Annotated in this window: 19 protein-coding genes; 14 read left to right on the top strand and 5 right to left on the bottom strand. The window is 72.6% G+C overall.

Going from position 1 to position 22,961, the window contains the following annotated elements:
- The first annotated feature begins 7 nt into the window (after positions 1–7).
- The 8 genes from gabT (at position 8) to AB0L00_RS20720 (ending at position 12,379) form a co-directional block, all read left to right on the top strand.
- Positions 8–1,354, top strand: coding sequence for a 4-aminobutyrate--2-oxoglutarate transaminase (gabT, locus tag AB0L00_RS20755; protein WP_364436402.1), 1,347 nt, complete (start codon positions 8–10; stop codon positions 1,352–1,354).
- 21 nt (positions 1,355–1,375) lie between these two features.
- Positions 1,376–2,809 (top strand): aldehyde dehydrogenase family protein, encoded by a 1,434-nt coding sequence (locus tag AB0L00_RS20750; protein WP_364436399.1) that lies wholly within the window; start codon positions 1,376–1,378, stop codon positions 2,807–2,809.
- A 593-nt stretch (positions 2,810–3,402) separates the two neighbouring features.
- On the top strand, positions 3,403–3,969 hold the full coding sequence (locus AB0L00_RS20745) for a hypothetical protein (protein WP_364436396.1): 567 nt from the start codon (positions 3,403–3,405) through the stop codon (positions 3,967–3,969).
- 319 nt (positions 3,970–4,288) lie between these two features.
- Complete coding sequence (locus AB0L00_RS20740; RefSeq protein WP_364436394.1) at positions 4,289–5,191, top strand: hypothetical protein; 903 nt, start codon at positions 4,289–4,291, stop codon at positions 5,189–5,191.
- Positions 5,192–5,342: 151 nt separating this feature from the next.
- Complete coding sequence (locus AB0L00_RS20735; protein ID WP_364436391.1) at positions 5,343–7,607, top strand: Orn/Lys/Arg decarboxylase N-terminal domain-containing protein; 2,265 nt, start codon at positions 5,343–5,345, stop codon at positions 7,605–7,607.
- 163 nt (positions 7,608–7,770) lie between these two features.
- Positions 7,771–9,897: a SpoIIE family protein phosphatase gene (locus AB0L00_RS20730; protein WP_364436389.1), complete on the top strand. Its 2,127-nt coding sequence runs from the start codon at positions 7,771–7,773 to the stop codon at positions 9,895–9,897.
- A gap of 97 nt (positions 9,898–9,994) precedes the next feature.
- Positions 9,995–11,470 carry a tetratricopeptide repeat protein gene (locus AB0L00_RS20725; RefSeq protein WP_364436386.1) on the top strand — a complete coding sequence of 492 codons (1,476 nt, stop codon included), beginning with the start codon at positions 9,995–9,997 and terminating at the stop codon, positions 11,468–11,470.
- Positions 11,471–11,584: 114 nt separating this feature from the next.
- Positions 11,585–12,379 (top strand): SDR family oxidoreductase, encoded by a 795-nt coding sequence (locus AB0L00_RS20720; RefSeq protein ID WP_364436383.1) that lies wholly within the window; start codon positions 11,585–11,587, stop codon positions 12,377–12,379.
- Between the two features lie 37 nt (positions 12,380–12,416).
- On the opposite strand, the gene AB0L00_RS20715 is transcribed toward AB0L00_RS20720, so the two are convergent.
- Positions 12,417–13,667 (bottom strand): glycosyltransferase family 4 protein, encoded by a 1,251-nt coding sequence (locus tag AB0L00_RS20715; RefSeq protein ID WP_364436380.1) that lies wholly within the window; start codon positions 13,665–13,667, stop codon positions 12,417–12,419.
- 334 nt (positions 13,668–14,001) lie between these two features.
- Here AB0L00_RS20715 and AB0L00_RS20710 point away from each other — a divergent pair, with 334 nt between their 5' ends.
- The 3 genes from AB0L00_RS20710 to AB0L00_RS20700 all read left to right on the top strand — a co-directional run bounded on the left by AB0L00_RS20710 (position 14,002) and on the right by AB0L00_RS20700 (position 16,202).
- Positions 14,002–14,580, top strand: coding sequence for a snapalysin family zinc-dependent metalloprotease (locus AB0L00_RS20710; protein WP_364436377.1), 579 nt, complete (start codon positions 14,002–14,004; stop codon positions 14,578–14,580).
- Positions 14,581–15,020: 440 nt separating this feature from the next.
- The gene (locus tag AB0L00_RS20705) at positions 15,021–15,479 is read left to right on the top strand and encodes a response regulator (RefSeq protein ID WP_364436375.1); all 459 of its coding nucleotides are present in this window, start codon (positions 15,021–15,023) and stop codon (positions 15,477–15,479) included.
- 30 nt (positions 15,480–15,509) lie between these two features.
- Positions 15,510–16,202: a TetR/AcrR family transcriptional regulator gene (locus AB0L00_RS20700; protein ID WP_364436373.1), complete on the top strand. Its 693-nt coding sequence runs from the start codon at positions 15,510–15,512 to the stop codon at positions 16,200–16,202.
- A 37-nt stretch (positions 16,203–16,239) separates the two neighbouring features.
- Here AB0L00_RS20700 and AB0L00_RS20695 read toward each other — a convergent pair whose 3' ends face one another.
- Positions 16,240–17,373 carry an NAD(P)/FAD-dependent oxidoreductase gene (locus AB0L00_RS20695; RefSeq protein WP_364436370.1) on the bottom strand — a complete coding sequence of 378 codons (1,134 nt, stop codon included), beginning with the start codon at positions 17,371–17,373 and terminating at the stop codon, positions 16,240–16,242.
- Between the two features lie 253 nt (positions 17,374–17,626).
- On the opposite strand from AB0L00_RS20695, the gene AB0L00_RS20690 reads away from it, so the two are divergent.
- Together AB0L00_RS20690 and AB0L00_RS20685 are read left to right on the top strand one after the other, a co-directional pair.
- Entirely contained in the window at positions 17,627–17,797 is a 171-nt protein-coding gene (locus tag AB0L00_RS20690; protein WP_364436367.1) for a hypothetical protein, read from the top strand.
- A 90-nt stretch (positions 17,798–17,887) separates the two neighbouring features.
- Positions 17,888–18,244, top strand: a complete 357-nt coding sequence (locus tag AB0L00_RS20685) for an arsenate reductase family protein (protein ID WP_364436364.1) — start codon at positions 17,888–17,890, stop codon at positions 18,242–18,244.
- 48 nt (positions 18,245–18,292) lie between these two features.
- On the opposite strand, the gene AB0L00_RS20680 is transcribed toward AB0L00_RS20685, so the two are convergent.
- Both AB0L00_RS20680 and AB0L00_RS20675 read right to left on the bottom strand, forming a co-directional pair.
- Complete coding sequence (locus AB0L00_RS20680; RefSeq protein ID WP_364436361.1) at positions 18,293–19,015, bottom strand: CHAP domain-containing protein; 723 nt, start codon at positions 19,013–19,015, stop codon at positions 18,293–18,295.
- 143 nt (positions 19,016–19,158) lie between these two features.
- The gene (locus AB0L00_RS20675) at positions 19,159–20,487 is read right to left on the bottom strand and encodes an aminotransferase class I/II-fold pyridoxal phosphate-dependent enzyme (protein WP_364436358.1); all 1,329 of its coding nucleotides are present in this window, start codon (positions 20,485–20,487) and stop codon (positions 19,159–19,161) included.
- A 165-nt stretch (positions 20,488–20,652) separates the two neighbouring features.
- Between AB0L00_RS20675 and AB0L00_RS20670 the strand changes: the two genes are divergently transcribed.
- The gene (locus AB0L00_RS20670; RefSeq protein WP_364436355.1) at positions 20,653–21,915 is read left to right on the top strand and encodes a helix-turn-helix domain-containing protein; all 1,263 of its coding nucleotides are present in this window, start codon (positions 20,653–20,655) and stop codon (positions 21,913–21,915) included.
- A 41-nt stretch (positions 21,916–21,956) separates the two neighbouring features.
- Here AB0L00_RS20670 and AB0L00_RS20665 read toward each other — a convergent pair whose 3' ends face one another.
- Entirely contained in the window at positions 21,957–22,943 is a 987-nt protein-coding gene (locus AB0L00_RS20665) for an AraC family transcriptional regulator (RefSeq protein ID WP_364436352.1), read from the bottom strand.
- Positions 22,944–22,961: the final 18 nt, after the last annotated feature.

Here is a 22,961-nt window from a genome sequence, read left to right as displayed (position 1 = left end):
CCACAGCATGACCCCGCCCCCCGGCATCGAACAGCGCCGCGTGCTCAAGACCGCCATCCCCGGTCCCCGCTCGGCCGAACTGCACGCACGCAAGAACGCCGCGGTCTCCGCGGGCGTCTCCACCGGCCTCCCCGTCTACGTCGAACGCGCCGGTGGCGGCATCCTGGTCGACATCGACGGCAACCAGCTCATCGACTTCGGCTCGGGCATCGCCGTCACCACGGTCGGCAACTCGGCGCCGCGCGTGGTCGAGCGGGTGCAGGCGCAGGTCGCCGACTTCACCCACACCTGCTTCATGATCACCCCGTACGCGGAGTACGTCGAGGTCGCCGAGGCCCTGAACGAGCTGACGCCGGGCGAGCACGAGAAGCGCTCCGCGCTGTTCAACTCCGGCGCCGAGGCGGTGGAGAACGCCGTCAAGATCGCCCGCTCGTACACCGGCCGGTCGGCCATCGTGGCCTTCGACCACGCCTACCACGGGCGTACGAACCTGACCATGGCGCTCACCGCGAAGAACATGCCGTACAAGCACCGCTTCGGGCCGTTCGCCAATGAGATCTACCGGGTGCCGATGGCGTACCCGTACCGCTGGCCGACCGGCCCGGAGAACTGCGCCGACGAGGCGTTCGAGGCGTTCGTCTCCCAGCTGCACGCCCAGGTCGGCGAGGAGAACACCGCCGCGGTGATCATCGAGCCGATCCAGGGCGAGGGCGGGTTCGTCGTGCCGCCCGCCGGGTACCTCGCGCGGATCGCGGAGTGGTGCCACGACAACGGCATCCTGCTCATCGCCGACGAGATCCAGACCGGCTTCTGCCGCACCGGCGACTGGTTCGCCTGCGACCACGAGGGCGTCGTCCCGGACCTGATCACCACGGCCAAGGGCATCGCCGGCGGTCTGCCGCTCGCCGCGGTGACCGGGCGCGCCCAGGTCATGGACGCCGTCCACGGCGGCGGTCTCGGCGGCACGTACGGCGGCAACCCGGTCGCGTGCGCGGGCGCCCTCGGCGCGATCGAGACGATGAAGGCCGAGGACCTGCCGGCGCGGGCCCGCGCGATCGAGGCGCTGTTCGTGCCGCGGCTGCGCGAGCTGGCCGCCAAGTACCCGCAGATCGGCGACATCCGTGGCCGCGGCGCCATGCTCGCCGTCGAGCTGGTCTCCGACCCCGCGGCGAAGACCCCGGACGCCGGGCTGACCGCCGCGGTGAGCCGGGCCTGCCACGCCGCCGGCCTGGTCACCCTGACGGCGGGAACATACGGCAACGTCCTGCGGTTCCTGCCTCCGCTGTCCATCACCGACGACCTGCTCACCGAGGGCCTCGACATCCTCGAGCAGGCCTTCGCGGCGTCCGTCTGAGTCCGGAACGAGGTCGCAGTCTTGTCAGACGTCATCCCCTTCCACCTGTCCGGCGCGCCCACGACCGGCGCGGACACCCTCGAGGTGACCTCCCCCTGGGACGGCTCCGTCGTCGGCGTCGTCTCCGTGCCGACCGACGCCCAGGTCGAGCAGGCCGTCGCCGACCTGGACGCCGTACGACGCGAGGCCCAGGCCACCCCCGCGCACGTACGGGCCGCCGCCCTCGACCACATCTCGCGGCGGCTGGCGGAACGCGCCGAGGAGATCGCCCGGCTGATCACCGCGGAGAACGGCAAGCCGCTGGTCTGGTCGCGCGGTGAGGTCTCCAGGGCCGTCTCGACCTTCCGCTGGGCCGCCGAGGAGGCCCGCCGTTTCTCCGGTGACCTGCAGCGGCTGGACACCGACGCGGCGGCGACCGGACGGCTCGCCGTCGTCCGGCGCTTCCCGCGCGGCCCGGTGCTCGGCATCGCGCCGTTCAACTTCCCGCTGAACCTGGTCGCGCACAAGGTCGCGCCCGCCATCGCGGCCGGCGCCCCGATCCTCGTGAAGCCGGCGCCCGCCACTCCGCTGTCCGCGCTGCTGCTCGGAGAGATCATCGCGGAGACGGACCTGCCGCCGCGGATGGTCTCGGTGCTCCCGGTGCCGAACGACCGGATGGCCGCCCTGGTCGACGACCCCCGGCTCCCGGTGATCTCGTTCACGGGGTCCGGCCCGGTCGGCTGGGCGATCCAGCGGCAGGCGCCGCGCAAGCACGTCACCCTGGAACTCGGCGGGAACGCCGCGGTGGTCGTGAACGACGACTGGCCGGACCTGCCCGGCGCGGCCCGCCGGATCGCGCTGTTCGCCAACTACCAGGCGGGCCAGTCCTGCATCTCCGTCCAGCGGGTGCTCGTGCACGCGAGCATCTACGACGCGTTCGTCGCCGACCTCGTCGCCGAGGTCGAGCGGCTTCCGACCGGCGACCCGACGGCCGACGGGGTCCAGGTCGGCCCGGTGATCAACGACGCGGCGGCCGAGCGGATCACGGACTGGATCGACGAGGCCCGCCGGGGCGGCGCGTCGGTCCTGACCGGCGGCGGCCGCGACGGCCGTACGGTGGCGCCGGCCGTTCTCTCCGATGTCCCCGCCGGAAGCGCGCTGGCGGAGGAGGAGGTCTTCGGCCCGGTCCTCACGGTCGCCCCGTTCGGCGACCTGGATGAGGCGTTCGAGGTCGTGAACGCCTCGAAGTACGGGCTGCAGGCGGGGATCTTCACCACCGACGTGCAGGCCGCCTTCCGGGCGCACCGCGACCTCCAGGTCGGCGGTGTGATCATCGGCGACGTCCCCAGCTTCCGGGCGGACCAGATGCCGTACGGCGGGTGGAAGGAGTCCGGTGTCGGCCGGGAGGGCGTCCGATCCGCGATGAACGACCTCACCGAGGAACGCGTCCTGGTCCTCACCGGTCTCGACCTCTGAGGCCGTATCCCCGCGGCCGGGACCGCCGTCACCGGCGGCGGCCCCGGCCGCAGGGCACGTGAGCGACACCGACCGGCGGCCTTACCGGGCGTGACGGAAACGGCAAGTGCAGCGCGCAAGGGACTTCGGCATACCGCTTTCCGGGTACGCCGAGGTAGCCCGGCATCCGTCAGCGGCGCGTACGGGAGCCGCCCTAACCTCGACTCATGGACGTCGCGGACGGCGAGGACGGAGTCCCCGAAATCTCGATGCCGGGAAACGCCTCCCGAGACCATTCCTCCGGTGCCACGGAGTTCTCCGTCGCACTGCGGACGGCGATTCACGAGAGCGGCCTCACCCTGGAAAGCCTGCGGAATCGGCTCCGCCAGCGGGGAGTTTCGGTCAGCACCGCCACTTTGAGTTACTGGCAGGGCGGACGGAGCAGACCGCAGCGCCCCGACTCCATGGCCGCCGTCGGCGCGCTCGAGCGGATTCTCGAGCTGCCGTCCGGCGCCCTGACCGATCTGCTGGGACCGCGCCGGCGCCGCGGCCAGACGGGGGGCGGGCCACTGTCTCCGGCCCGCCTCTGGCCCGACCCGGGGCCCGTCGTCACGATGCTCGGCCAGCTCGACCGCTCGTCCGACCACCGGCTCGAATGGCTCAGCGTGCACGACGTCTACGAGGTCGACGCGCACCGGCGGCCGCGCTCACTGTCGGTGCGGCAGGTGGTGCGGGCGTCGGGCGACGACGTCGACCGGGTCGTCGCCGTGCACCGCGCCGAGGCCGCGACGGATCCGCCGCCGGCGCTCGGCGAGCTCCGGTACTGCCGGCGGGGGCGCGTCCGCCATGAGGCGGGCTTCGTCGCCTTCGAGATCTTCTTCGACCGGGTGCTCTCGCGCGGCGACACCGCGGTCGTCGAATACGAGATCGAGTTTCCGGGAGACCGGCCGATCGCGCAATTCTATGATCGCCGCTTTCGCCATCCGGTAAGGGATTACCTGGCCGTCGTCCGGTTCGACCGGCGGACGTTGCCGGCGCGTTGCTACCGCTACGACCGCTCCGGCGTCGAGGTTCCACGGCGCCGCACCGCCGAACTCTGGGTCGGGTCGTCGGGCGGCGTCCACATCATGCGCAGCGGTATGACGGGCGGGATCATCGGACTGGAGTGGGAATGGGAATGATCAAAAACCGCGTTAACTGATATTAACAGTGAATTCTAGACGCCATGGAAAATGTTGACGGCGTCTCACGGCGACGATCATCATCCCTTCAGCCCCCCAAGAAGGAGCGTGCGGGGCTCGCCGACCGTAATTCCCGACCGGATCACCCCGGACCTCGGTGCCCCGCCTGCCGAGGTCCGGGGTGATCGCCTTTGTCGGGGCCTTGCCAACCGGGCGATTCGACTGAGATCTTTCATGGCGTACACAGCCCTGTCCGTACCCAGTCAGGCCAGGTCGGGGGTGGCCTTCCGCGACCGGAGGCACTCGAACAGTGCGGAGCATGGTGGAGGATGATCTCCTCCAGGTGGTTCGGAGCGGTCCCTTCGACGTGGCGCTGCAGGCCGCCATCCAGGCTCGCGGCCTCACGCTGGAGACCCTCCAACGGCGGCTGCGGGAGCGACGCGTCCATGTCAGTCTCTCCAGCCTCAGCTACTGGCAGCGCGGGCGGACCCGCCCCGAGCGCCCCGACTCGCTCCGGGCGGTACGCGGTCTGGAGAGCATCCTCGAACTGCCGCGCAACTCCCTCATCACGCTGCTCAAACCGCCCGACAACCGCCCGGCCGGGACCTGGTCGCCGCCGGCCGGGATCTTCCCGAACCATGGGGCCCTCGACCTGCTCGACGAGATCGGCGACCGGACGGACGGCCGGATCACCTGCCTGAGCCTGCACGACCGCTACGTCCTCGGCCCGGACCGGGACCTTCGGTCGGCGCAGACGCGCGCGGTCCTCCAGGCGCAGCAGCCGGGGGTGGACCGCTGGCTCTGCGTCTACCACAACGAACACGGCGTGCTGCCCACGCACAAGGAGGCGAGCCGCTGCAGGTTCGGCCGGGTCCGTACCGACGAGGCGAAGGCGATGGTCGCGTCGGAACTGCTGTTCGACCGGCCGCTGGCGCGCGGCGAGACCTACCTGATCGAGTACGGTTTCGGCTTCTCCCCGCCGGGGCCGCCCGACACCGAGGAGGGCCGGGGCTTCCGGTTCCCCCAGCACGAGTACCTCCTCGAGATCGAGTTCCATCCGTCGACCGTCCCGGCCCGCTGCTACCGGACGTGGCGTCCGGACGGCGCCGCCCGGACGGCGGAGAAGACCGACCTGCGGCTGTCCAGCGCCCACACCGTCCACGTCATCGAGTTCGGACTGCAGGCCGGCGGATACCTCGGGATCGGCTGGGAGTGGGACTGACGCGCCGGGAGAGGTGACCTTCCGCGTTTTCTCCGACACTTTCCGTCGATCATGGCCGGTGTTACAGTTCGCAGTGATTCCAGCACGCGGAGTGTCGGCCGGTGACGGCGCCCCGTCGGCACATCCCCCCGAGCGCCGTGGAGGTCCTGGGATGGAACGCGCGATTCTCCTCGCCGTCGACGAGCGGCCCGACGCCGACTCGGCGGTCGCCGAACAGCTCCGCCGCCTCTCCGCGGCGATGGAGGAGCACGACCTGCGGGTGCGCTGGACCCATCGCACCGCCGACGCACTCGCGGTGATCCGCTCGGACGCGACGCTGACGGGGCTGCTGGCCGGGTGGGACGCTCCCGGCGCCGAGGAGATCATGGCGGCGGTGATCAAACGGTTCCACCGGCTGCCGGTCTTCCTGCTCACCGCCGAGCAGGAGCCGCGCGACGTCCCGCTGTGGGTCTACGAGGTGATCCAGGGCTATGTCTTCCCGCTGGAGGACACCCCCGACTTCATCGCCGGGCGCATCGCGCACGCCGCCGAGGAGTACACCGAGCAGACGCTCCCGCCGTTCTTCGAGGCACTGCGCCACCTGGAGGACCACCACCGCTACTCCTGGCACACCCCCGCCCACGCCGGCGGCGTGGCGTTCCTCAAGTCCCCGGTGGGCCGGGCGTTCTTCGACTACTACGGCGAGCGGCTGCTGCGCACCGACCTGTCGATCTCGGTCCCCGAGCTGGGTTCGCCGCTGGAGCACACCGGTCCGATCGGCGACGCCGAGCGCAACGCCGCTCGGATCTTCGGCGCCGAGCGGACGTACTTCGTGATGAACGGCAACTCGACCGCCAACCGCATCGTCGGCCACCACGCGGTCGCCCGCGGCGAGCTGGCGCTGATCGACCGCAACTGCCACAAGTCGATCCAGCACGCCCTCGCCATCAACGGCGCCCGGCCGGTCTACCTGGTCCCCGAGCGCAACGGCCTCGGCCTGGCCGGCCCGATCCCCGCCGGGGCGCTGGCGGGGGCCGCCGTACGCGACCGGCTCGGCGGCCACCCGTTCACGGCGGGCGCGGCGGCGCCGGAGGCCACGTACGCGGTGGTCACCAACTCGACCTATGACGGCCTGTGCTACGACGCCGTGCGCGTCGCGGAGCTGCTCGGCGCGTCGGTGCCGCGGGTGCACTTCGACGAGGCGTGGTTCGCCTACGCCCGGTTCAACCCGCTCTACGCCCGCCGCTACGGCATGGCCGTCGACGAGCGGTCCCTGCCCGGGGCGGACCGGCCGACGGTCTTCGCCACCCAGTCCACGCACAAGCTGCTGGCGGCGCTGTCGCAGTCGTCGATGCTGCACGTACGCCCGTCGCCGCGCGCGCCCGTGGACCACGACCGGTTCAACGAGACCTACCTGATGCACGCCAGCACCTCACCGCTCTACCCGATGATCGCCTCACTGGACGTGGCCGCCGCGATGATGGACGGGCCGTCCGGGCCCTTCCTCACCGGGGAGGCGATCGTCGAGGCGGTCCGCTTCCGGCAGGCGATGGTGCGGCTGGCCGCCCGTATCCGTGAGGACGGCGCCCGCCCGGACTGGTTCTTCGGCGTGTGGCAGCCCTCGCGGGTGACCGATCCCCGGACGGGCGAAGCGGTGGCGTTCGAGGACGCAGACCTGGACCTGCTGTCCACCGAGCCCGGCTGCTGGACGCTGTCGCCCGGCGCCGCCTGGCACGGGTTCGACGGCCTGGACGACGGCCACTGCATGCTGGACCCGATCAAGGTGACGATCACCTGTCCCGGCGCGGACGCCGCCGGCGGCACCACGGAGTGGGGGATCCCCGCCAAGATCGTGTCGGCCTACCTCGAGCGGCGCGGCATCGTGGTGGAGAAGACCGGCGATCACACGCTCCTGGTGCTCTTCTCGCTCGGCATCACGAAGGGCAAGTGGGGCACCTTGATCGACGCGCTCATCGACTTCAAGAACGCCTACGACGGCGACCTGCCCCTGGCGGAGGTGCTGCCCGGGTTCGGCCCGTCCGGGGTGACGCTGCGCGCCCTCTGCGCGCAGGTCCACGGGAAGCTGCGTGATTCGAAGCTCGACGTCCTGCTCGACGAGGTCTTCACCGATCTGCCCTCCCCCGTCCTGACGCCGGCCGACTGCTATCAGGCGCTCATCCGGTCGCGCACCGAGCGGGTCCCGCTGAGCGAGCTGGCCGGCCGTGTCTCCGCCACGACCGTCGTCGTGACGCCGCCGGGCATCCCGATGCTGATGCCGGGCGAGTCCACCGGTCCGGACGACGGGCCGGTGATGAGCTACCTTCGCGCCCTGGAGGACTTCGACCGGGCCTTCCCCTACATCGACACCGACATCCACGGGGCGCACCGCGACGACACCGGCCGGTACTGGATCGAGTGCGTCGCCGAGGACCACTGAGCCCGAGCACCGCGAAGACCCGGGGAGCGCGGCGCGGGCCCCCGCCGCGCCCCTGAGACGCGGGCTGCCATGCGCAACCACCACCGTCAGACGTATTGTCCCCATATGGGGGGTTCGTGCGCGGCGGGCGCCGTGGACGCCGTGGATCTTCGGGGCGTGCGCGGTGGCCGAGTGGAGTGACCGGATCGGCGGTGCCGAACCGATGGGCGAGGAGCTCGCCGCGACGGTGCGGAGTACGGGCGCCTCGGCCGGCGCCGTCTTCCTGGGCGCCGGTGAGCAGCGGGAGCTTCGGCTGGTCGCCATGTGCGGTGTGCCGGAAGAGCTCGTCGCGCCCTGGCAACGCCTGCCGTTGCTCCGGTGCAGTCCGCTGCTGGACGCCGTGCGGGAGGATCGTGCCGTCTGGGTGGGCTCCCAGGGTGACATGGCCCGCATGTACCCGCAGGTCGCGGCGGTGTTGCCCTACCGGTACGCTCTCGCCGCCCTGCCGCTGTCCGGTTCGCGTGGCGCCTGGGGCGCGTTGTTGATGATGTGGCCCGCGAGTCATCCGCCGACCGCGGGCGCGCGTGAGCGAGGCCACCTCGAAGCCCGTGCCCGGCGCATCGCCCGGTCGCTGGATGAGGCAGGCCACCCTCCCGACATCCCTGACCGGCCGCGCATCGTCCCGCTGTGGCCCGCTGGACCGCGCTCCGTGCCGGTCGCGGCCGTCGACTGGGCCGAACGCCTGCCCGAAGGCGGTCTCGCGCTGGACCGAGACGGCCGCATCACCTTCGTCACCACCGGCGCTGCCGAGTTGCTCGGCCAGGACGTGGAACGCCTGCTGGGCACCCGGCCACGACAGTCGATGCCCTGGTTGGACAACCCGATCTACGAGGACCGGTACCGCACCGCGGTCATCAGCCGGGAACCGGTCCGCTACACCGTGCTGCGACCACCGGGTGTGTGGCTGGATCTCCAGCTCTACCCGGACGCCTGCGGGATCAGCATCCGCCTGATCCGGAGCGACGCCCGGGGCGGAGAGCGGGCCGCCTGCCGAACGACGGCCACCGACCCGGCCGCGCCCTGGGCCGACACCGCCCGTCTCGGGCGGCTCTACGAGTTGGTGCACCTGGCGGCCGCGCTGACCGAGGCCGTCGGCGTACGCGACGTCGGGGACCTGGTCGCCGACCAGGTCCTGCCCGCGTTCGGCGCCCAAGGCCTGGTGATCTCCGTCGTCGACGCCGGACGCCTCAAGATCATCTGCCATCGCGGATATCCGCCGCAGGCCATCGAGCGGCTCGACGGCGTGCCGCTGGAGTCCATGGACAGCCCAGGGGCCCTCGCCGTCATCAGCGGCGTCCCCTCGTTCTTCGCCGATCCCGCGGAGATCGCCGTCGTCCACCCCCAGGGCCCCAAGATCGGTGGCAAGAAGGCATGGGCGTTCCTGCCGCTGATCGCCTCGGGCCGGCCCGTCGGCTGCTGCATCATCTCCTACGACGAGCCGCGCAGGTTCACCGCCGACGAACGCGCGGTCCTCACCTCACTCGCCGGCCTGATCGCCCAGGCCCTCGATCGGGCCCGCCTCTTCGACGCCAAGAACGACCTCGCCCACGGCCTGCAGCAGGCCCTCCTACCGCACACGCTGCCCAAGATCTCCGGGCTCGAGGTCGCCGCCCGCTACCTGCCCGCGACCCACGGGATGGACATCGGCGGGGACTTCTACGACCTGGTACGCCTCGACGACACGACCGCGGCCGCCGTCATCGGCGACGTACAAGGGCACAACGTCAACGCGGCGGCCCTGATGGGTCAGGTCCGCACGGCGATCCACGCCTACGCCACCGCCGGAGCGTCACCGGACGAGGTCCTGGGGAACGCCGACCAGGTCCTCTCCGATCTCGGAACCGACCTGTTCGTCTCCTGCCTCTACGCCCAACTCGATCTCGCCGGCGACGAGATCGCCCTGGCCAGCGCGGGACACCCGCAACCGCTCCTGTGCTGCAGTCCCGGCCCGCCCCCGGACGCCCACCCGCTGGAGATCGAACCCGGCCCGTTGCTGGGAATCGGGGAGTCGACCTGGTTCCCGGTGACCATGGCGCCTCTGCATCCGGGAACGACCCTCGTCCTCTACACGGACGGTCTCGTGGAGGCCCCCGGCGTCGACCTCACCGAGGCCACCGACGCGCTGGCGCGGCAACTCGCCGACGCCGCGGGTCTCCCGCTGGACGACCTCATCGACAGGCTCCTCGAGAGCAGGCCGACGAGCCGGCACACCGATGACATCGCCGTATTCGTCCTGAGGAGGATTCGGTGACCCGTCCACTCGGGCCGGAGGCGAGCGGAGACACCGCCACGCGCGAGCCGCCGGCCCCACCGGCGACCGTCATAGGCGATCTATAGACTCCCCGGCCATGTCAGCACCCCCGACGTCGCTCGACATGGCGTACGCCCTCCTTCAGGAGGGCCGGCCGGTCGACGCCGAACAAGTCATGGTGAGAGAGCTCCAGGCCGTCGAGCGAAGGCACGGCCGCGGCAGTCCGGAATGGGCGTCCGCGCAGTGCGACCTCGGCAACCTCCTGTTCGGCTGCGGCCTGCCGGACCGGGCGATCGAGTGCTTCCGCAGCGCGTGCGCGGGTCCGATACCCGAGGATCCCGAGGCGCACAAGGAGCATCTGACCTACCGGCTCAACCTGGGCGCCGCGCTGATGATGACCGGCCGGCTTGAGGAGGCCGACGCCGAGCTGCGACGCAACCTCCAGGAGCGGCTGGCCTTCTACGGTCGCTCGCATCCCGGGTACGCCTTCGGCCTCGAATCGCTGGCCGACGTCCTCCTCAAGCGCGGCGCCGTCCAGGAGGCACGGGAGGCGATCGAGGAGGTGATCGCCAACTTCTGGCGCAACGGCCACGAACGGGTCGCCACCGCGCTGGCGTTCCGGGCGGAGATCGTAACGGCCGAGGGCGGGACCGATCCCCTCTTCCCCGGGCTGGACCAGCTGCCCGACGAGCTCGTCGAGCAGGTGGCGATGACGGTGCTGAACCGGACCGACGTGACGACGGCCGGCGCGGTGGGCCAGGCGGTCCTGACCGGCCTGGTCACCGCGCTGGAGGCCCGGTTGGGGCCCGACCACCAGGCCACGCTCAACGCGCTGTCCCTGTCGGCGAACCTGGGCCGCCACCTCGGAGACGGGGCCGGGCGCATCGCGGCGATCCGATCCGTCCTCGCCTCGTACGACCGCCAGGGCAGGGCGGAGGAGGCCGTGATGGCGACGCTCGGCCTGGCGATGGCGCAGAGCGACGCGGGTGACCTGGCGGGGACGCTGGAGACGTACGCGCAGGCGCGTACCCGCGCGGACGCCATCGGCCGTCCGGAGCTCAGCAGCCAGGTGCTGCGCAACTGGGGGCTCGCGCTGTCGGAGGCCGACCGGCCGGCCGAGGCGGAGAAATGCCTGCGCGAGGCCCTGGCGGCCGCCGAACTCGGGCATGACTACGAGATGCTCGGCCGCACGCGGATCGCGCTGGGGCTGTTCCTGCAGCACCGGGAGCGCCTGGCCGAGGCGCGGCAGGTGGTCGAGGCGGGGCTGGCCACCCTGGACGTGGCACACCCGGACGCCATCGTGGGGCGCAGCCACCTCCAGGCGATCATGGATGGTCGTTCGTGCGGATGCGGCGACATCGAGGGGACGATCGCGGAGGCGTTCCGCGAGTTCGTCATGGGCAGGCTGCCGCAGGACCTTCTGGAGCAGCTCCATGTCACCGTGAAGGACGGCGAGTTCGCCATCAGTGTCGAGCTGCGCCGTGAGCCGACCGAGGACGAGATCGCGCACCTGAACCGGGTGATGGAGAGCGCGAACGTCGAGTTCCGCCGGCGGCTGGCGCACGCCGAGTAGCGCGCCGCGGCGCGGGCCCGTCCCGTACGCGCCGGTCTCCCGTCACGGGACGGCCGGCGCGTCAACGGGCGAGTCGGTGCCGCTCCGTGAGCGCTCCGGAGTGAAGATGGATCGATGAACATCGATCTGTCGGGCCGCCGCGCCGTCGTCTCCGGGTCCAGCCAGGGCATCGGGCTGGCCATCGCCACGGAACTCGCGCGTGCGGGCGCGGCCGTCGTCGTGAACGGGCGCGGGGAGGAGAAGACCGAGCGGGCCGCCGCCACCATCACCGACCAGGTGCCGGACGCGGAGGTGACCGCCGTCGCCGCCGACCTGGCGACGGCGGAGGGCGCGGCCGAGCTCCGGGAGCGGGTGCCCGACCTGGACGTCCTTGTGAACAACCTCGGCATCTTCGGCGTCCGGCCGGCCCTCGAGATCGACGATGACGAGTGGCGCCGGTACTTCGAGGTCAACGTCCTGTCGGCGGTCCGCCTCACGCGCACCTACCTGCCCGGCATGATGGAGCGCGGCTGGGGCAGGGTGCTCAACATCGCGAGCGACTCGGCGGTCGCCATCCCCGCCGAGATGGTGCACTACGGCATGACCAAGACGGCCCTGCTGGCGGTCACGCGGGGCTTCGCCAAGGCCGCGGCGGGCAGCGGCGTCACCGTCAACTCGGTCATCGTCGGCCCCACCCACACGCCGGGCGTCGAGACGTTCGTCGGCGAGCTCGTCGGCGACGACCTGCCCTGGGACGAGGCGGAGCGCCGCTTCATGCGCGAGCACCGGCCGAACTCCCTCATCCAGCGGCTCATCGAGCCCGCCGAGATCGGCCGCCTCATCGCCTACCTGAGCTCGGACCTGGCCTCGGCGACGACCGGCGGCGCCGTCCGCGCCGACGGCGGCTACGTCGACTCGATCCTCCCCTGAACCTCTGCCGTGGCGGGAGCGACCGTGGCCCGGACAGTCACTCACGGTACGGACGGGCCGCGGTGAGCCGGCCGGACAGGACCTGCCGGTAGACGGCGGCGACGCGTTCGGCCAGCGCCGGCCAGGTGTGGCCCCGTACGGTCTCGCGGGCGCCGGTGCCCAGGCGATCGGCCAGGTCCGGGTCGGCCAGGACCCGGTCGATGGCGCCGGCGAAGGCCACGGGATCCTTGGGCGCGACCAGGAGCCCGTTGACGCCGTCGCGGACGAGGTCGGGAACCCCGCCCACCCGGCCGGCGACCACCGGCAGGCCCACGGCCATCGCCTCGACGAGCACCGAGCCGAGCTCCTCGTACACGCTCGGCAGGACGAGCAGGTCCGCGTGCCGCAGGACCGCGGGGACCTCGGCGTGCGGGATGAGCCCGGTGAACCGGACCTCGCCTCGTAGTTCCCGCGCTCGCCGTTCCAGCGCGGCACGCCGCGGACCGTCGCCGACGATCAACAGGGTGGCCGGCACCCGACACCGGGCGAACGCCTCGAGGAGCACCGCCACGCCCTTCTGGGCCGCCAGCCGGCCGACGTACGCGATGCGCGGGTGCGACACGTCGGGGAACGGATCGGGCCGGGCCGCCGCGAACAGCTCGGGGTCGAACCCGGAGGGGATGACGTGCACGCGGTCCGGCGGAATCCCGTCCGCGCGCAGCCGCCGGGCAGCGGAGGGCGTCAGCGCGATGACCGCGTCCGCGGCGGCCAGCACCCGCCGTTCCACCGGGCCGCCCAGCAGCCGCAGCACCGCGGCGCGCGGGGACGTGCCGCGGACCGTGTGCCGCAGGCTGCTGTGCAGGGTGACCACCAGGGGACAGCCGTGCCGGACCGCCGCGAGCCAGGCCACCGGCAGCACGGCCAGGTCCTCGCCGCTGTGCGCGTGCACGACGTCCGCCGTGCCCTGCGGACCGAGCGCCCTGGCCAGGGCGGGCGGCGCCCAGGCCTGGCGCAGGACCGGCACCCGCAGCCCGGTGCGCACGACGACGGCGCCGGAGCCGTACGGCCTCCGCCCGGCCGGGCCGGCCAGCCGCGAGGTGAACACGGTCTGCCGGATGCCCATCCGGTCCAGGCACCTGGTCAGCTCCGCGGTGTGCGTCTGCATCCCGCCGATCGGGTCGTACGCGGCCCAGTCCGGCGACGGGCATGCCGGCTCGAACACTGAGGTGAACCGGAGCACCCCGAACGAGTCGGGACCGGCGTGGCGGCCGGCCTCCCACAGTTCCGCCGAACAGAACGGACGCGTCACGGCCGACCTCCCGGCGTAGCCCTTCCCGGGGCTGACCAGCCGAAACGGTACTGCTCCGGCGCTGCTGGCCGGCCTCGGCGGTCTCATTCTGGTGAGCGTCGGCGCGCTCGTCGCCGCGGCGTTCCGGCTGCGCGCGGGCCGTCGTGGCGCCAAGGCCATGGCGTCTTATCCCTGGACTCCCACGACCTGACACGGGCGGATTTTGACGGATTCGGGCGATTACTACTGTTTTGTTTTCTCCTCCTGACCGTACTTGTTGAGGTGCACATCCGGATCTAGGATCAGGCCGACCTGACCCGGGACACAGTCGTCCCGCCAGAGGAAGGCCCCCGCCATGCCGTTCCGCACCCTCACCCTCATCGGCGCGAGCGCGCTCACTCTCTCCGTCGCCGTCATCCCGGCCGCCGGCGCGTCGGCCGCGGCCGCTCCCCAGCGCGCCGCGCTCGCCACGACCACCCTCTACTACGACGACAGCCAGGCCGCGGAGTTCAAGAGCGCCGTGGTCGCCGGCGCGCAGGTCTGGAACGCGAACGTGCAGAACGTCCGGCTGGTCGAGGCCGCCCCCGGCGCGACCGCCCAGATCCGGATCGTCGCGTTCGACGGGTGGCCGCAGTCGACGCTCGGCCCGATACGCCCCGGCGGGCGCGGCACGGTGTGGTTCGGCCGCGAGGCGGTCGGCGAGGGGTACAACACCACGCGCATCGCCGCCCACGAGCTCGGCCACATCCTCGGACTTCCGGACGCCAAGCCGGGCCCGTGCTCGTCCCTCATGTCCGGCTCGACCGGCGGCGTCTCGTGCACCAACGCCACGCCGAACGCCTCCGAGCGCGCCGCCGTCGAGGCGAACTACGGCGGCTCGGCGGCCGTCGCGGCGCACCCCCTCGTCGGCGGAATCGTGACGGACACGCCGTGACCCGCTGACCGCCCGCCCAGGCGATCACGTCGGCCGGAACCGCCGGCCGTCCAGGCCCAGACGCCGGCCGGAGGATCCGCCGGCCGGGAAGGGGCCGCCGTGCCACGCGGCACCGCGGCCCCTTCCCCATGGCACGGCGGGGCGCGTCCGCGGGAGCGGCGCGGAGACCGGCTCCCGCGCTTCCCAGGCGCGCATACGCTCTGTTAGCGTCATCACGCTTCATGAAATAGGATTCCGTAAAGCGACGTCCGAGGTCGTCGGCTGAACCGCACCCGCCTGCGAGGAGTGCGGCTCTGGCCACCACGGCACCGACCCGAACCGCCCGTTCCGCCACCCCGCACGCCGATCGCCGAATCGAGAGACCTCTCCCCGTGTTCACCCGCCATGACGATGACCGGCCCCCGGCCGCCCCGGGCCACGAAACGCGGGAGAGTCATCCGGTGACGACGCCCTCGGAGCCCCTGAGCGTCCTCGTCGTCGAGGACGACCCGGGTGACCAGATGCTGATCCAGGAGGCCTTCGCCGACCCGGACGGCGACCCCGCACCGCGGCTCTTCATCGTCGAGGACGGGCAGGAGGCACTCGACTTCCTGCACCGGCGAGGCGCGCACCCCGACGCGGGCCGGCCGGACCTGGTGCTGCTCGATCTGAACCTCCCCAAGTGCAACGGACGCACGGTGCTGGAGCAGATCAAGAGCGACGCGGACCTCCGGTCGATCCCGGTGGTCGTCTTCACCACGTCCGCCAACGCCGACGACGTCACCGGAACGTACCTCCTGCACGCGAACGCGTACGTCACCAAGCCCGTGGACTTCGACGACTTCACCAGCACGGTGCAGCGGATCAACACCTTCTTCACCCGGACCGCGCGCCTGCCGCGCCCGTCGGCGGTCGTCTGAGCGAACGAACATGTTCGCTACCGTTGGCGCATGACAGGTCATTCGACGGCCCCGCGCAGCCGCCGGGAACGTCCGGCCAAGCCCGCCCTCACACGGGACGGCATCGTCACCACCGCAGTGGAACTCCTGCGAGCCGAGGGCCTGCGGCGCGTCACCATGCGACGCCTGGCGCAGGAGCTGGACACCGGACCGGCCTCGCTGTACGTCTACGTGCGCGACGCCGCGGAGCTGCACGCCGCGATCCTCGACCGGCTGCTCGGAGCCGTCGACCTCGGCCCGGTCCACGCCACGGGCGACTGGCGTGAGCGGCTGGAGGCGGTGCTCACCTCCTACCTGAACGTGCTGTTCGCCTACCCCGGCCTGGCCCAGTCCGCGCTGGTGACCCGACCGCACGGAGAGCACTACCTGAACCTCATCGAGGCGCTGCTCGCCCTGCTCGACGAGGGCGATGTCCCGTCCGGCCAGGCGGCCTGGGGCGTGGACGCGCTCCTGCAGTACGCGACGGCGACCGCGGCGGAGCACGCGCCGGGCGCCGAGGGCGAGGGGCGCCGACTCCGAGGAGCAGTGGAACGCCCTGCGCGCCGCCGTACACGGTGTTCCGCCCGGCACCCGCCCCCATCTCGCGGCCGTCACCGACGACCTGCTCACCGGCTCGCCGGAGTCCCGCATCGCCTGGGGCTTCCACGTCTTGATCAACGGGATCGCGAACACCCCCGCCCCTGATCACCGAGCCGCCCGGCAGGAGGTCCGCGGCGGCAGGTCAGCGCGCCCCGGCGAACATCTCGAGCACGCCGTGCGGGGCGTCGTCACGGAAGGAGAGGTCGAGGCTCAGCATCGACCCGGCGGCCGCGCTCTCACCGCGCGGGAACATCGCCCGCTCGTAGGCGGCGAGCGCGGCCTCGGTGTCGCCGGGGTGCGCGGCGACGGCCTCGCCCAGTTCGGCGCCGTCGAGCAGGGCGATGTTGGCGCCCTCCCCGGCGAACGGCGACATCAGGTGGGCGGCGTCGCCGAGCAGGGTCACGCCGGGAACGCGGTCCCAGCGGTGGCCGACCGGCAGGGCGTGGAGCGGTCGCGGGACCAGCGCGCCGTCGGCGTCGGTGATCAGTGCCCGCAGCCTCTCGTCCCAGTCGGCGAAGTGGCCCAGCAGCGCCGCCTTGGCGGCCCTGGTGTCGGAGAAGTCGATCCCCGCGAGGGTGTCGGACGGTGTCCGCAGCGCGATGTAGACGTGCAGGCTCCCGTCGGGCTCACGGTGCGCCAGGAAGCCCTTGCCCGGACCGAGCGCCTGGGCGAAGCCCCGGCCGAGAAGGGCGAGGTGCCCGGGGTGGCGGACGTCGGCGTCCAGCAGATCGGCCTCGACCAGGGACACCCCCGTGTACGCCGGAGCGGCGTCGGAGACGAGCGGGCGGATCCGTGACCAGGCGCCGTCCGCGCCCACCAGCAGGTCGGTGGTGAAGGTGGAGCGGTCGGCAAGGGTCACCTCGTGCCGGCCGCCGCCCAGCGGGCGGGCTCCGGTGACCTTGGCGCCCCAGCGGACCGTGTCCGGGGGCAGCGAGTCGAGCAGGAGGTCGCGCAGGCCGCCGCGCTCGACCTCGGGGCGGCCGCCCTCGCCGTCGTCGTCCTCGCTCAGGTGGACGACGGCGTCCTTGTCGAGGATGCGCAGGGCCTCACCGCCGAGATGGATGATCGCCCGGAACTCCTCGTACAGGCCGGCGGCCCGCAGCGCGGCCTGCCCGGACTCCTCGTGGATGTCGAGCATGCCGCCCTGGGTGCGGACGGCCGGGGAGGCCTCTGCTTCGTAGATGGTCGCGGGGATGCCGTGGACGTGGAGCACGCGGGCGAGGGCGAGGCCGCCCAGGCCGGCGCCGACGATCGCGATCGAGTGCTGGGTGGTCATAGGGGACTCCTCGGGAGACGGGTCATGTCCCAGCCAAGATAGCGAACATGTTCGCAACGAACAAGTTCGTCGCGAACGTGTTCGACCACCGTCGCGGATACGCCTCCCGGGTGGCGACACGCGGTACATCGGCGCGGGCGGCCGCAAGCTTTGCGCACCTGACCGGATATCTACGCAGATCAGACGAACCTCTTCTGCTCTGCGGGCAGGGCATTTGGTGCGGATATGTCGTGGCACGGAGGAGGCGTGCCTGATGCTGATCACGGCACTGGTGGCACCTGTGATCATCCCGATCGCGGCCCTGCTCCTGGTCCTGGCCCTGGCCAAGCTGGAGCAGGTGCTCGTCGACGAGGGCGACCGGCCCGTACCGGCGGCCGACGAGGCGAAGACGCGGACCGAGAGCGCCGACGCGGCGTCGGCCTGAGCGCCCGGCGCACCGCGGCCGTCTCGGCTATGGTCGCTGGTGCCGTCGAGCCGTCAGAACGACCCAACGCCACCGGAGGACCGGCCCGCCATGGAGATCTGGATCAACCCCCGCTGTTCCAAGTGCCGGTCGGCGATCTCACTGCTGGACGCCGAGGGCGCCGACTACACGGTGCGGCGCTACCTGGAGGAGCCGCCCACGCGGGAGGAGCTGGAGAAGGTCCTGGGCCGTCTCGGCCTCGAGCCGTGGGACATCACTCGTACCGGGGAGGCCGTCGCGCGGGAGCTGGGCCTGGCGTCCTGGGAGCGGGAGCCCGCCGCCCGCGACCGGTGGCTCGACGCCCTGGTCGCGCACCCGATCCTGATCCAGCGACCGATCATCACCGCCGACGACGGCACCGCGGTGATCGGCCGCTCTGAAGAGTCGGTCAGGTCGGTCCTGGACTGAACCGGACCGGGGCCCGAACCATCGGCACGGGCCCACGGCGCATCCGGGTCAGAAGTGGATGTAGTTACCGACGCTGCTCGCGCTGATCGTCCGCGTGTCGTAGTTGTGGGCGCTGAGGTAGTTGTACTCCTCGACCAGGATGGTGCCGTCGCTGTTCACCCGGGCGACATAGGCGACGTGGCCGTACGAGCCGGTGTTCCACTGCGCGACGGCTCCGACCTTGGCGGTGTGGTCGACCCTGACCCCGGCGGACAGCGCGGCGTCGTCCCAGTTGTTGGCGTTGCCCCAGTGCACGCCCCGGTAGGAGTTGGTGAAGTCGACGCCGAGCCGCTGCCGGACCCGCCAGGCCGCGAAGGACACGCACTCCCGCTTGTAGAAGAGCCACGGGTCCGCCTCGCTCGACGAGTCGGACTTGTACGGGTAGTCGTCGGTGACCGTCTGGACGCACGGGGGCGCGACGGTGCCGTCCGAACCGGTGTAGATGTAACTGTCCGCGACGTAGCCGGCCGGACTCGTGATCTTGTCCCAGATACTGCTGGTGCCGTAGGTGCCGGTGACCGTCGTCCCGCGCGTCTGGCACGAGATGGTGACGCCCGCCCCGTCCGCCACGCTCCCGACCGCCGTGTAGCCGGTGCCGGCCCCGGAACGCACGGTCAGGGCCACACCGCTCGTGTTCACCGTGCCGGTCGCCGCGCTGGCGGACGAGACGCCCAGCATGATCCCGGCCGCGGTCGCCAGGACCGTCAGCCCACTTCGTCTGATCCAGGCCATTTCTGACCCCTTTCTGGCGGAGGATCCGATCAGACGGTAAGTGAACTTCTAACAACCTGGAATCGGCAGATGTGACAAATTAACGACCCTCGGCTGGCAACCTGACGCTGCCGCCGAGGGTCGGGAGACCGTGGCGGTCCGGCTCAGCGAACGGTGAAGTGAACTCCGGAGAACCCCGCGCGCCACGTGGTCACCTCGGCGGCGACCGCCTCCGGCTCGGTGTCCGGGTCGAGGCCCCGGGCGATGAAAGAGGCCAGCGCCGGCATGTCCGCCTCCGTCATGCCGAGCCGGACGATCTCGGGGGTGCCGACGCGAAGACCGTTCGTGTCGCCGTCGACCGGCGCCACCGGCAGGCCGATGCCGCAGGCCAGGAGGTTCGCCCGGCGCAGCCGGCGCGCGGCCCGCTGCCCGCCGCCGTACCGGTGGGCGAGGACGGCGAACTGATGCGACCGGGTCGCGCCACGATCGGCGGCGAAGACCGGCACGCCCAGCGCCCCGAGCTCCGCGGCGAGGCGGGCGGCGGTCGCCGCCATGGTCTCCGCGTACGCCCGCCCGGCGACCTTCCAGTCGAGCATCGTCACGGCCAGCGCGGCGGTCCGCCCGGCGTCGAAGTTCGCGGTCAGCCCGGGGTAGGCGATCGCGTCGAGGCGTTCGGCGAGCTCGGCGTCGTCGGTGACGATCAGCCCGCCCGCGGGGCCGCCCAGGCTCTTGTACGTGCTCATCGTGATCAGGTGGGCCCCTTCGGCGAGCGGCTGCGGCCACACCCGCCCGGCCACCATGCCGCAGAGGTGGGCGGCGTCGAAGAGCACACGCGCGCCGACCGAGTCCGCGATCTCCCGGATGGCGGCGACCGGGTGCGGGAACAGGTTGAGACTGCCCCCGATCGTGATCAACGCCGGCCGCGTCTCCTCCGCCAGCGCGCGCAGGGCGTCGACGTCCACGGTGTAGCCGTCCGCGGCGACCGGCGCCGGCACGGTGGTGAGCCCGTACAGTCCCGCCGCACCCGGGCCGTGGTGCGTGACGTGGCCGCCGATGTCGGCCGGCGGCGCGATGATCGTGTCGCCGGGCCGGCAGGTCGCCATGAAGGCGTAGAGATTGGCCAGCGCGCCCGAGCCCACCCGGACCTCTGCGTACCGGGCGCCGAAGACCTCCGCCGCCAGCTCGGCGGCGATGATCTCGATCTGCTCGATCGCCTCCAGGCCCGTCTCGTACTTGTCCGCCGGGTGGCCCAGCGAGGCCCGCGAGCCGAGCCCGGCCGCCAGCATCGCCTCGGCCCGCGGGTTCATGACGTTGGTCGCGGGGTTGAGATTGATCGACTCGACGTCGTGGATGCGGTGGTTCTCGGTGACGAGCCGGTCGAGCTCGGTCAGCACGGCGGGGGCGGACCGGTCGGCGACCGACTCCGACACCTCCCGCACGCGCTTCTCGCTCGGTGCCGGAACCCAGGGGCGGGCGGCGAGGGAACGTCCCATCGGGCGGATCTCCTGGTGACTGCGGGACGGCGGCCGCGCGCGGGCGGCCCGTACCCGGCGAACCTAGATCGCGGCTGCCGGCCGGCGCATCGGATGGACGCCGTGACCTGCGCGTCGCCGTTCCTACACTTGTCGGAACGCGAGTGTCGAAGGACGGGAGGGCCGGTGGAGAGCGGCGGAGTCCAGGCGAGGCTGGACGCGCTGGCCGCCCGCATCGGGCACGGCGTGTCGGTCGATGACCCGTACGGCCGGCTCGTCGCCTACAGCGCGCACGAGGCCGGTGCCGACGCCGCGCGGATCGCGGCCATCCTGACCCGGCAGGTCGCCCCGGCGATCCAGGACTGGCAGAACCGGCACGGCATCGCCGAGGCGACCGGCCCGGTCCACGTCCCCGCCAACCCCACGCTGGGGATGGCCCCGCGCGTCTGCGTACCGATCCGCGCGGACGGCCGCTGCCTCGGGTACCTGTGGGTGCTAGAGTCGGACGGGCCGCTGGCCGACACCGCGATCACCGAGGCGCTGCGCTGCGCCCACGACCTCGCGGACGCCCTCGCGCGGCGACCCGGCCCCATCGTCGACGGCGGGGTGGACGGCCTGGTCCGGCGGCTGGTCGGCGAGGAGTCCGGCGCCGACGTACGGGACCGGCTGGCCGCGGCCGTCCCCGCGCTGGTCGGCGCCCGCGTCCAGGTGTGCGCCGCCGTGCCGTACCGGCCGGGCGACGAGCGGGTCGCCGCGCTCACCTCGGCGGACTTCCAGCGTCTGACGGCGGAGACGGCCCCCGCGCTGCGCCCGCATCCCGCCTACGTCGGGTCGTTCGTCGGCGCGACGCACGCGGTCGTGCTGCTCCGGCATCCGGCGGACCGCCCTCCGTTCGCGGACGCGCTCCATCGGGTCGCCGAGGCCGTGGGCGGCGGGACCGCGCAGGCCGGGACGCGGTTCGCCGTGGGCGCCAGTGAGCCGGTGCCGTTCGCCGCCGGTACGGCCCGCGCCGCGCACGCCCAGGCGCTCGCCGCGGCCGAGCTGACCGTCCTCGACCCCGCGCTGCCCGAGCCGCTGTCGTGGTCCGACCTGGGGCCCTACCGCGCCCTCCTGCGAATGCCGCCGGCGGACACCGAGGACGTGCTGGCGCCGCTCGACCGGGCCGCGACCTCGGGCGACACGCTGACGCGGACCCTGGAGACCTACCTCGACCTGGGCGGCGACGCGCAGCGCACGGCGGCCCGGCTGCGGCTGCACCGGACGAGCCTGTACTACCGGCTGGGCCGGATCGCCGACCTCCTCGGCGCCGACCTCGGGGACGGGCTCGTACGGCTCGAGCTGCACCTCGCGCTGAAGAGCCGCCGCCTCGCCCGGCGCACGCTCACCGGGTCCGGCCTCTCCGGAGAGCTGTCGCCCGACCGGCGGTCCGCCCGCGACGCGTTCGCCTGACACCGGCCCCGCTCGCCGCGCGCGGGATCAGAGGGGACGGGTCAGGCGGGGCGACGGCGCCAGGGAGTGGTCGGCGCGATCGGTTCACGGACGCGGGCCACGGCGGCGCGGTGCTCGCGTGGGCTGACGCCGCGGATGCGCTTGAACGCGGTGCTGAGCGCGAACGAGCTGCCGTAACCGACCCGCTCGGCGACCTGTCCGATGGTGAGCTCGGGGTCGCGCAGCAGGTCGGCGGCGAGCGCGATCCGCCAGGCGGTGAGGTAGCCCATCGGGGGCTCGCCCACCAGCGCCGTGAACCGGCGGGCCAGGGCCGCCCGCGAGACGTTGGTCTCGGCGGCCAGCCTCGCCACCGTCCACGGCCGCTCGGGGGCGTCGTGCAGGAGCCGCAGGGCCGGGCCGATGACCGGGTCGCCCTGGGCGCGGTACCAGGGCGGCGGGTCGGCCTCGGGCCGGGAGAACCAGGTGCGCAGGGTGGCGACCAGCAGCAGGTCGAGGAGCCGGTCCAGGACGGCGTCCTGGCCGGGCTCGTCCTTGACGACCTCCCCCGCGAGCAGCGGGACGAGCGGGCCCTCCCAGGCGTCGCCCCGGATGACGACGAGCGGGGGCAGCGCGTCCAGCAGCGGACGGCAGATCTCGCTGAGCACCTGGTAGGTGCCGGTGACCATGACGGTGGCGCCCTCGGGGGCGTTGCCCCAGGTGCGGACGCCGAGCTCCCCCAGGTCCGACAGCTCGCCGCCGTCGGGGGTGGTGCAGCGCTGGCCGGGGTGGATGACCGCCTGCGGCGCCGTGGCCGGGTCGTCGGCGAAGACGTACGCGTCGGGGCCGCGCAGGATCGCGACGTCGCCCGGCCCCAGCTCGGTCGCCCCGCCGTGCTCGGGGATCACCCAGGCCGTGCCGCGCACCACCGCGACGAGGGTGAGCGGCGCCTCGTCCTGCACGCGCAGCGCCCAGGGCGGCAGGAGGGAGGACCGGAGCAGGAAGGCCCCTTCGGCCCGGGGGCCCTTGAGGAGACCGGCCACGACGTCCATGACCGAGACTGTAGACGA

Source organism: Actinoallomurus sp. NPDC052308 (genome assembly GCF_040679195.1).
Taxonomy (GTDB): domain Bacteria; phylum Actinomycetota; class Actinomycetes; order Streptosporangiales; family Streptosporangiaceae; genus Actinoallomurus; species Actinoallomurus liliacearum.
This window is presented reverse-complemented; position numbering and strand designations above follow the sequence as displayed.

Excerpts from the sequence above, each read along its gene's own strand:
- AB0L00_RS20735 (WP_364436391.1), top strand. The coding sequence starts at position 5,343 with ATGGAACGCGCGATTCTCCTCGCCGTCGACGAGCGGCCCGACGCCGAC.
- AB0L00_RS20685 (WP_364436364.1), top strand. The coding sequence starts at position 17,888 with ATGGAGATCTGGATCAACCCCCGCTGTTCCAAGTGCCGGTCGGCGATC.
- AB0L00_RS20700 (WP_364436373.1), top strand. The coding sequence starts at position 15,510 with ATGACAGGTCATTCGACGGCCCCGCGCAGCCGCCGGGAACGTCCGGCC.
- AB0L00_RS20725 (WP_364436386.1), top strand. The coding sequence starts at position 9,995 with ATGTCAGCACCCCCGACGTCGCTCGACATGGCGTACGCCCTCCTTCAG.
- AB0L00_RS20675 (WP_364436358.1), bottom strand. The coding sequence starts at position 20,487 with ATGGGACGTTCCCTCGCCGCCCGCCCCTGGGTTCCGGCACCGAGCGAG.
- AB0L00_RS20690 (WP_364436367.1), top strand. The coding sequence starts at position 17,627 with ATGCTGATCACGGCACTGGTGGCACCTGTGATCATCCCGATCGCGGCC.
- AB0L00_RS20665 (WP_364436352.1), bottom strand. The coding sequence starts at position 22,943 with ATGGACGTCGTGGCCGGTCTCCTCAAGGGCCCCCGGGCCGAAGGGGCC.
- AB0L00_RS20720 (WP_364436383.1), top strand. The coding sequence starts at position 11,585 with ATGAACATCGATCTGTCGGGCCGCCGCGCCGTCGTCTCCGGGTCCAGC.
- AB0L00_RS20740 (WP_364436394.1), top strand. The coding sequence starts at position 4,289 with ATGGTGGAGGATGATCTCCTCCAGGTGGTTCGGAGCGGTCCCTTCGAC.
- AB0L00_RS20745 (WP_364436396.1), top strand. The coding sequence starts at position 3,403 with ATGCTCGGCCAGCTCGACCGCTCGTCCGACCACCGGCTCGAATGGCTC.
- gabT (WP_364436402.1), top strand. The coding sequence starts at position 8 with ATGACCCCGCCCCCCGGCATCGAACAGCGCCGCGTGCTCAAGACCGCC.
- AB0L00_RS20695 (WP_364436370.1), bottom strand. The coding sequence starts at position 17,373 with ATGACCACCCAGCACTCGATCGCGATCGTCGGCGCCGGCCTGGGCGGC.
- AB0L00_RS20680 (WP_364436361.1), bottom strand. The coding sequence starts at position 19,015 with ATGGCCTGGATCAGACGAAGTGGGCTGACGGTCCTGGCGACCGCGGCC.
- AB0L00_RS20710 (WP_364436377.1), top strand. The coding sequence starts at position 14,002 with ATGCCGTTCCGCACCCTCACCCTCATCGGCGCGAGCGCGCTCACTCTC.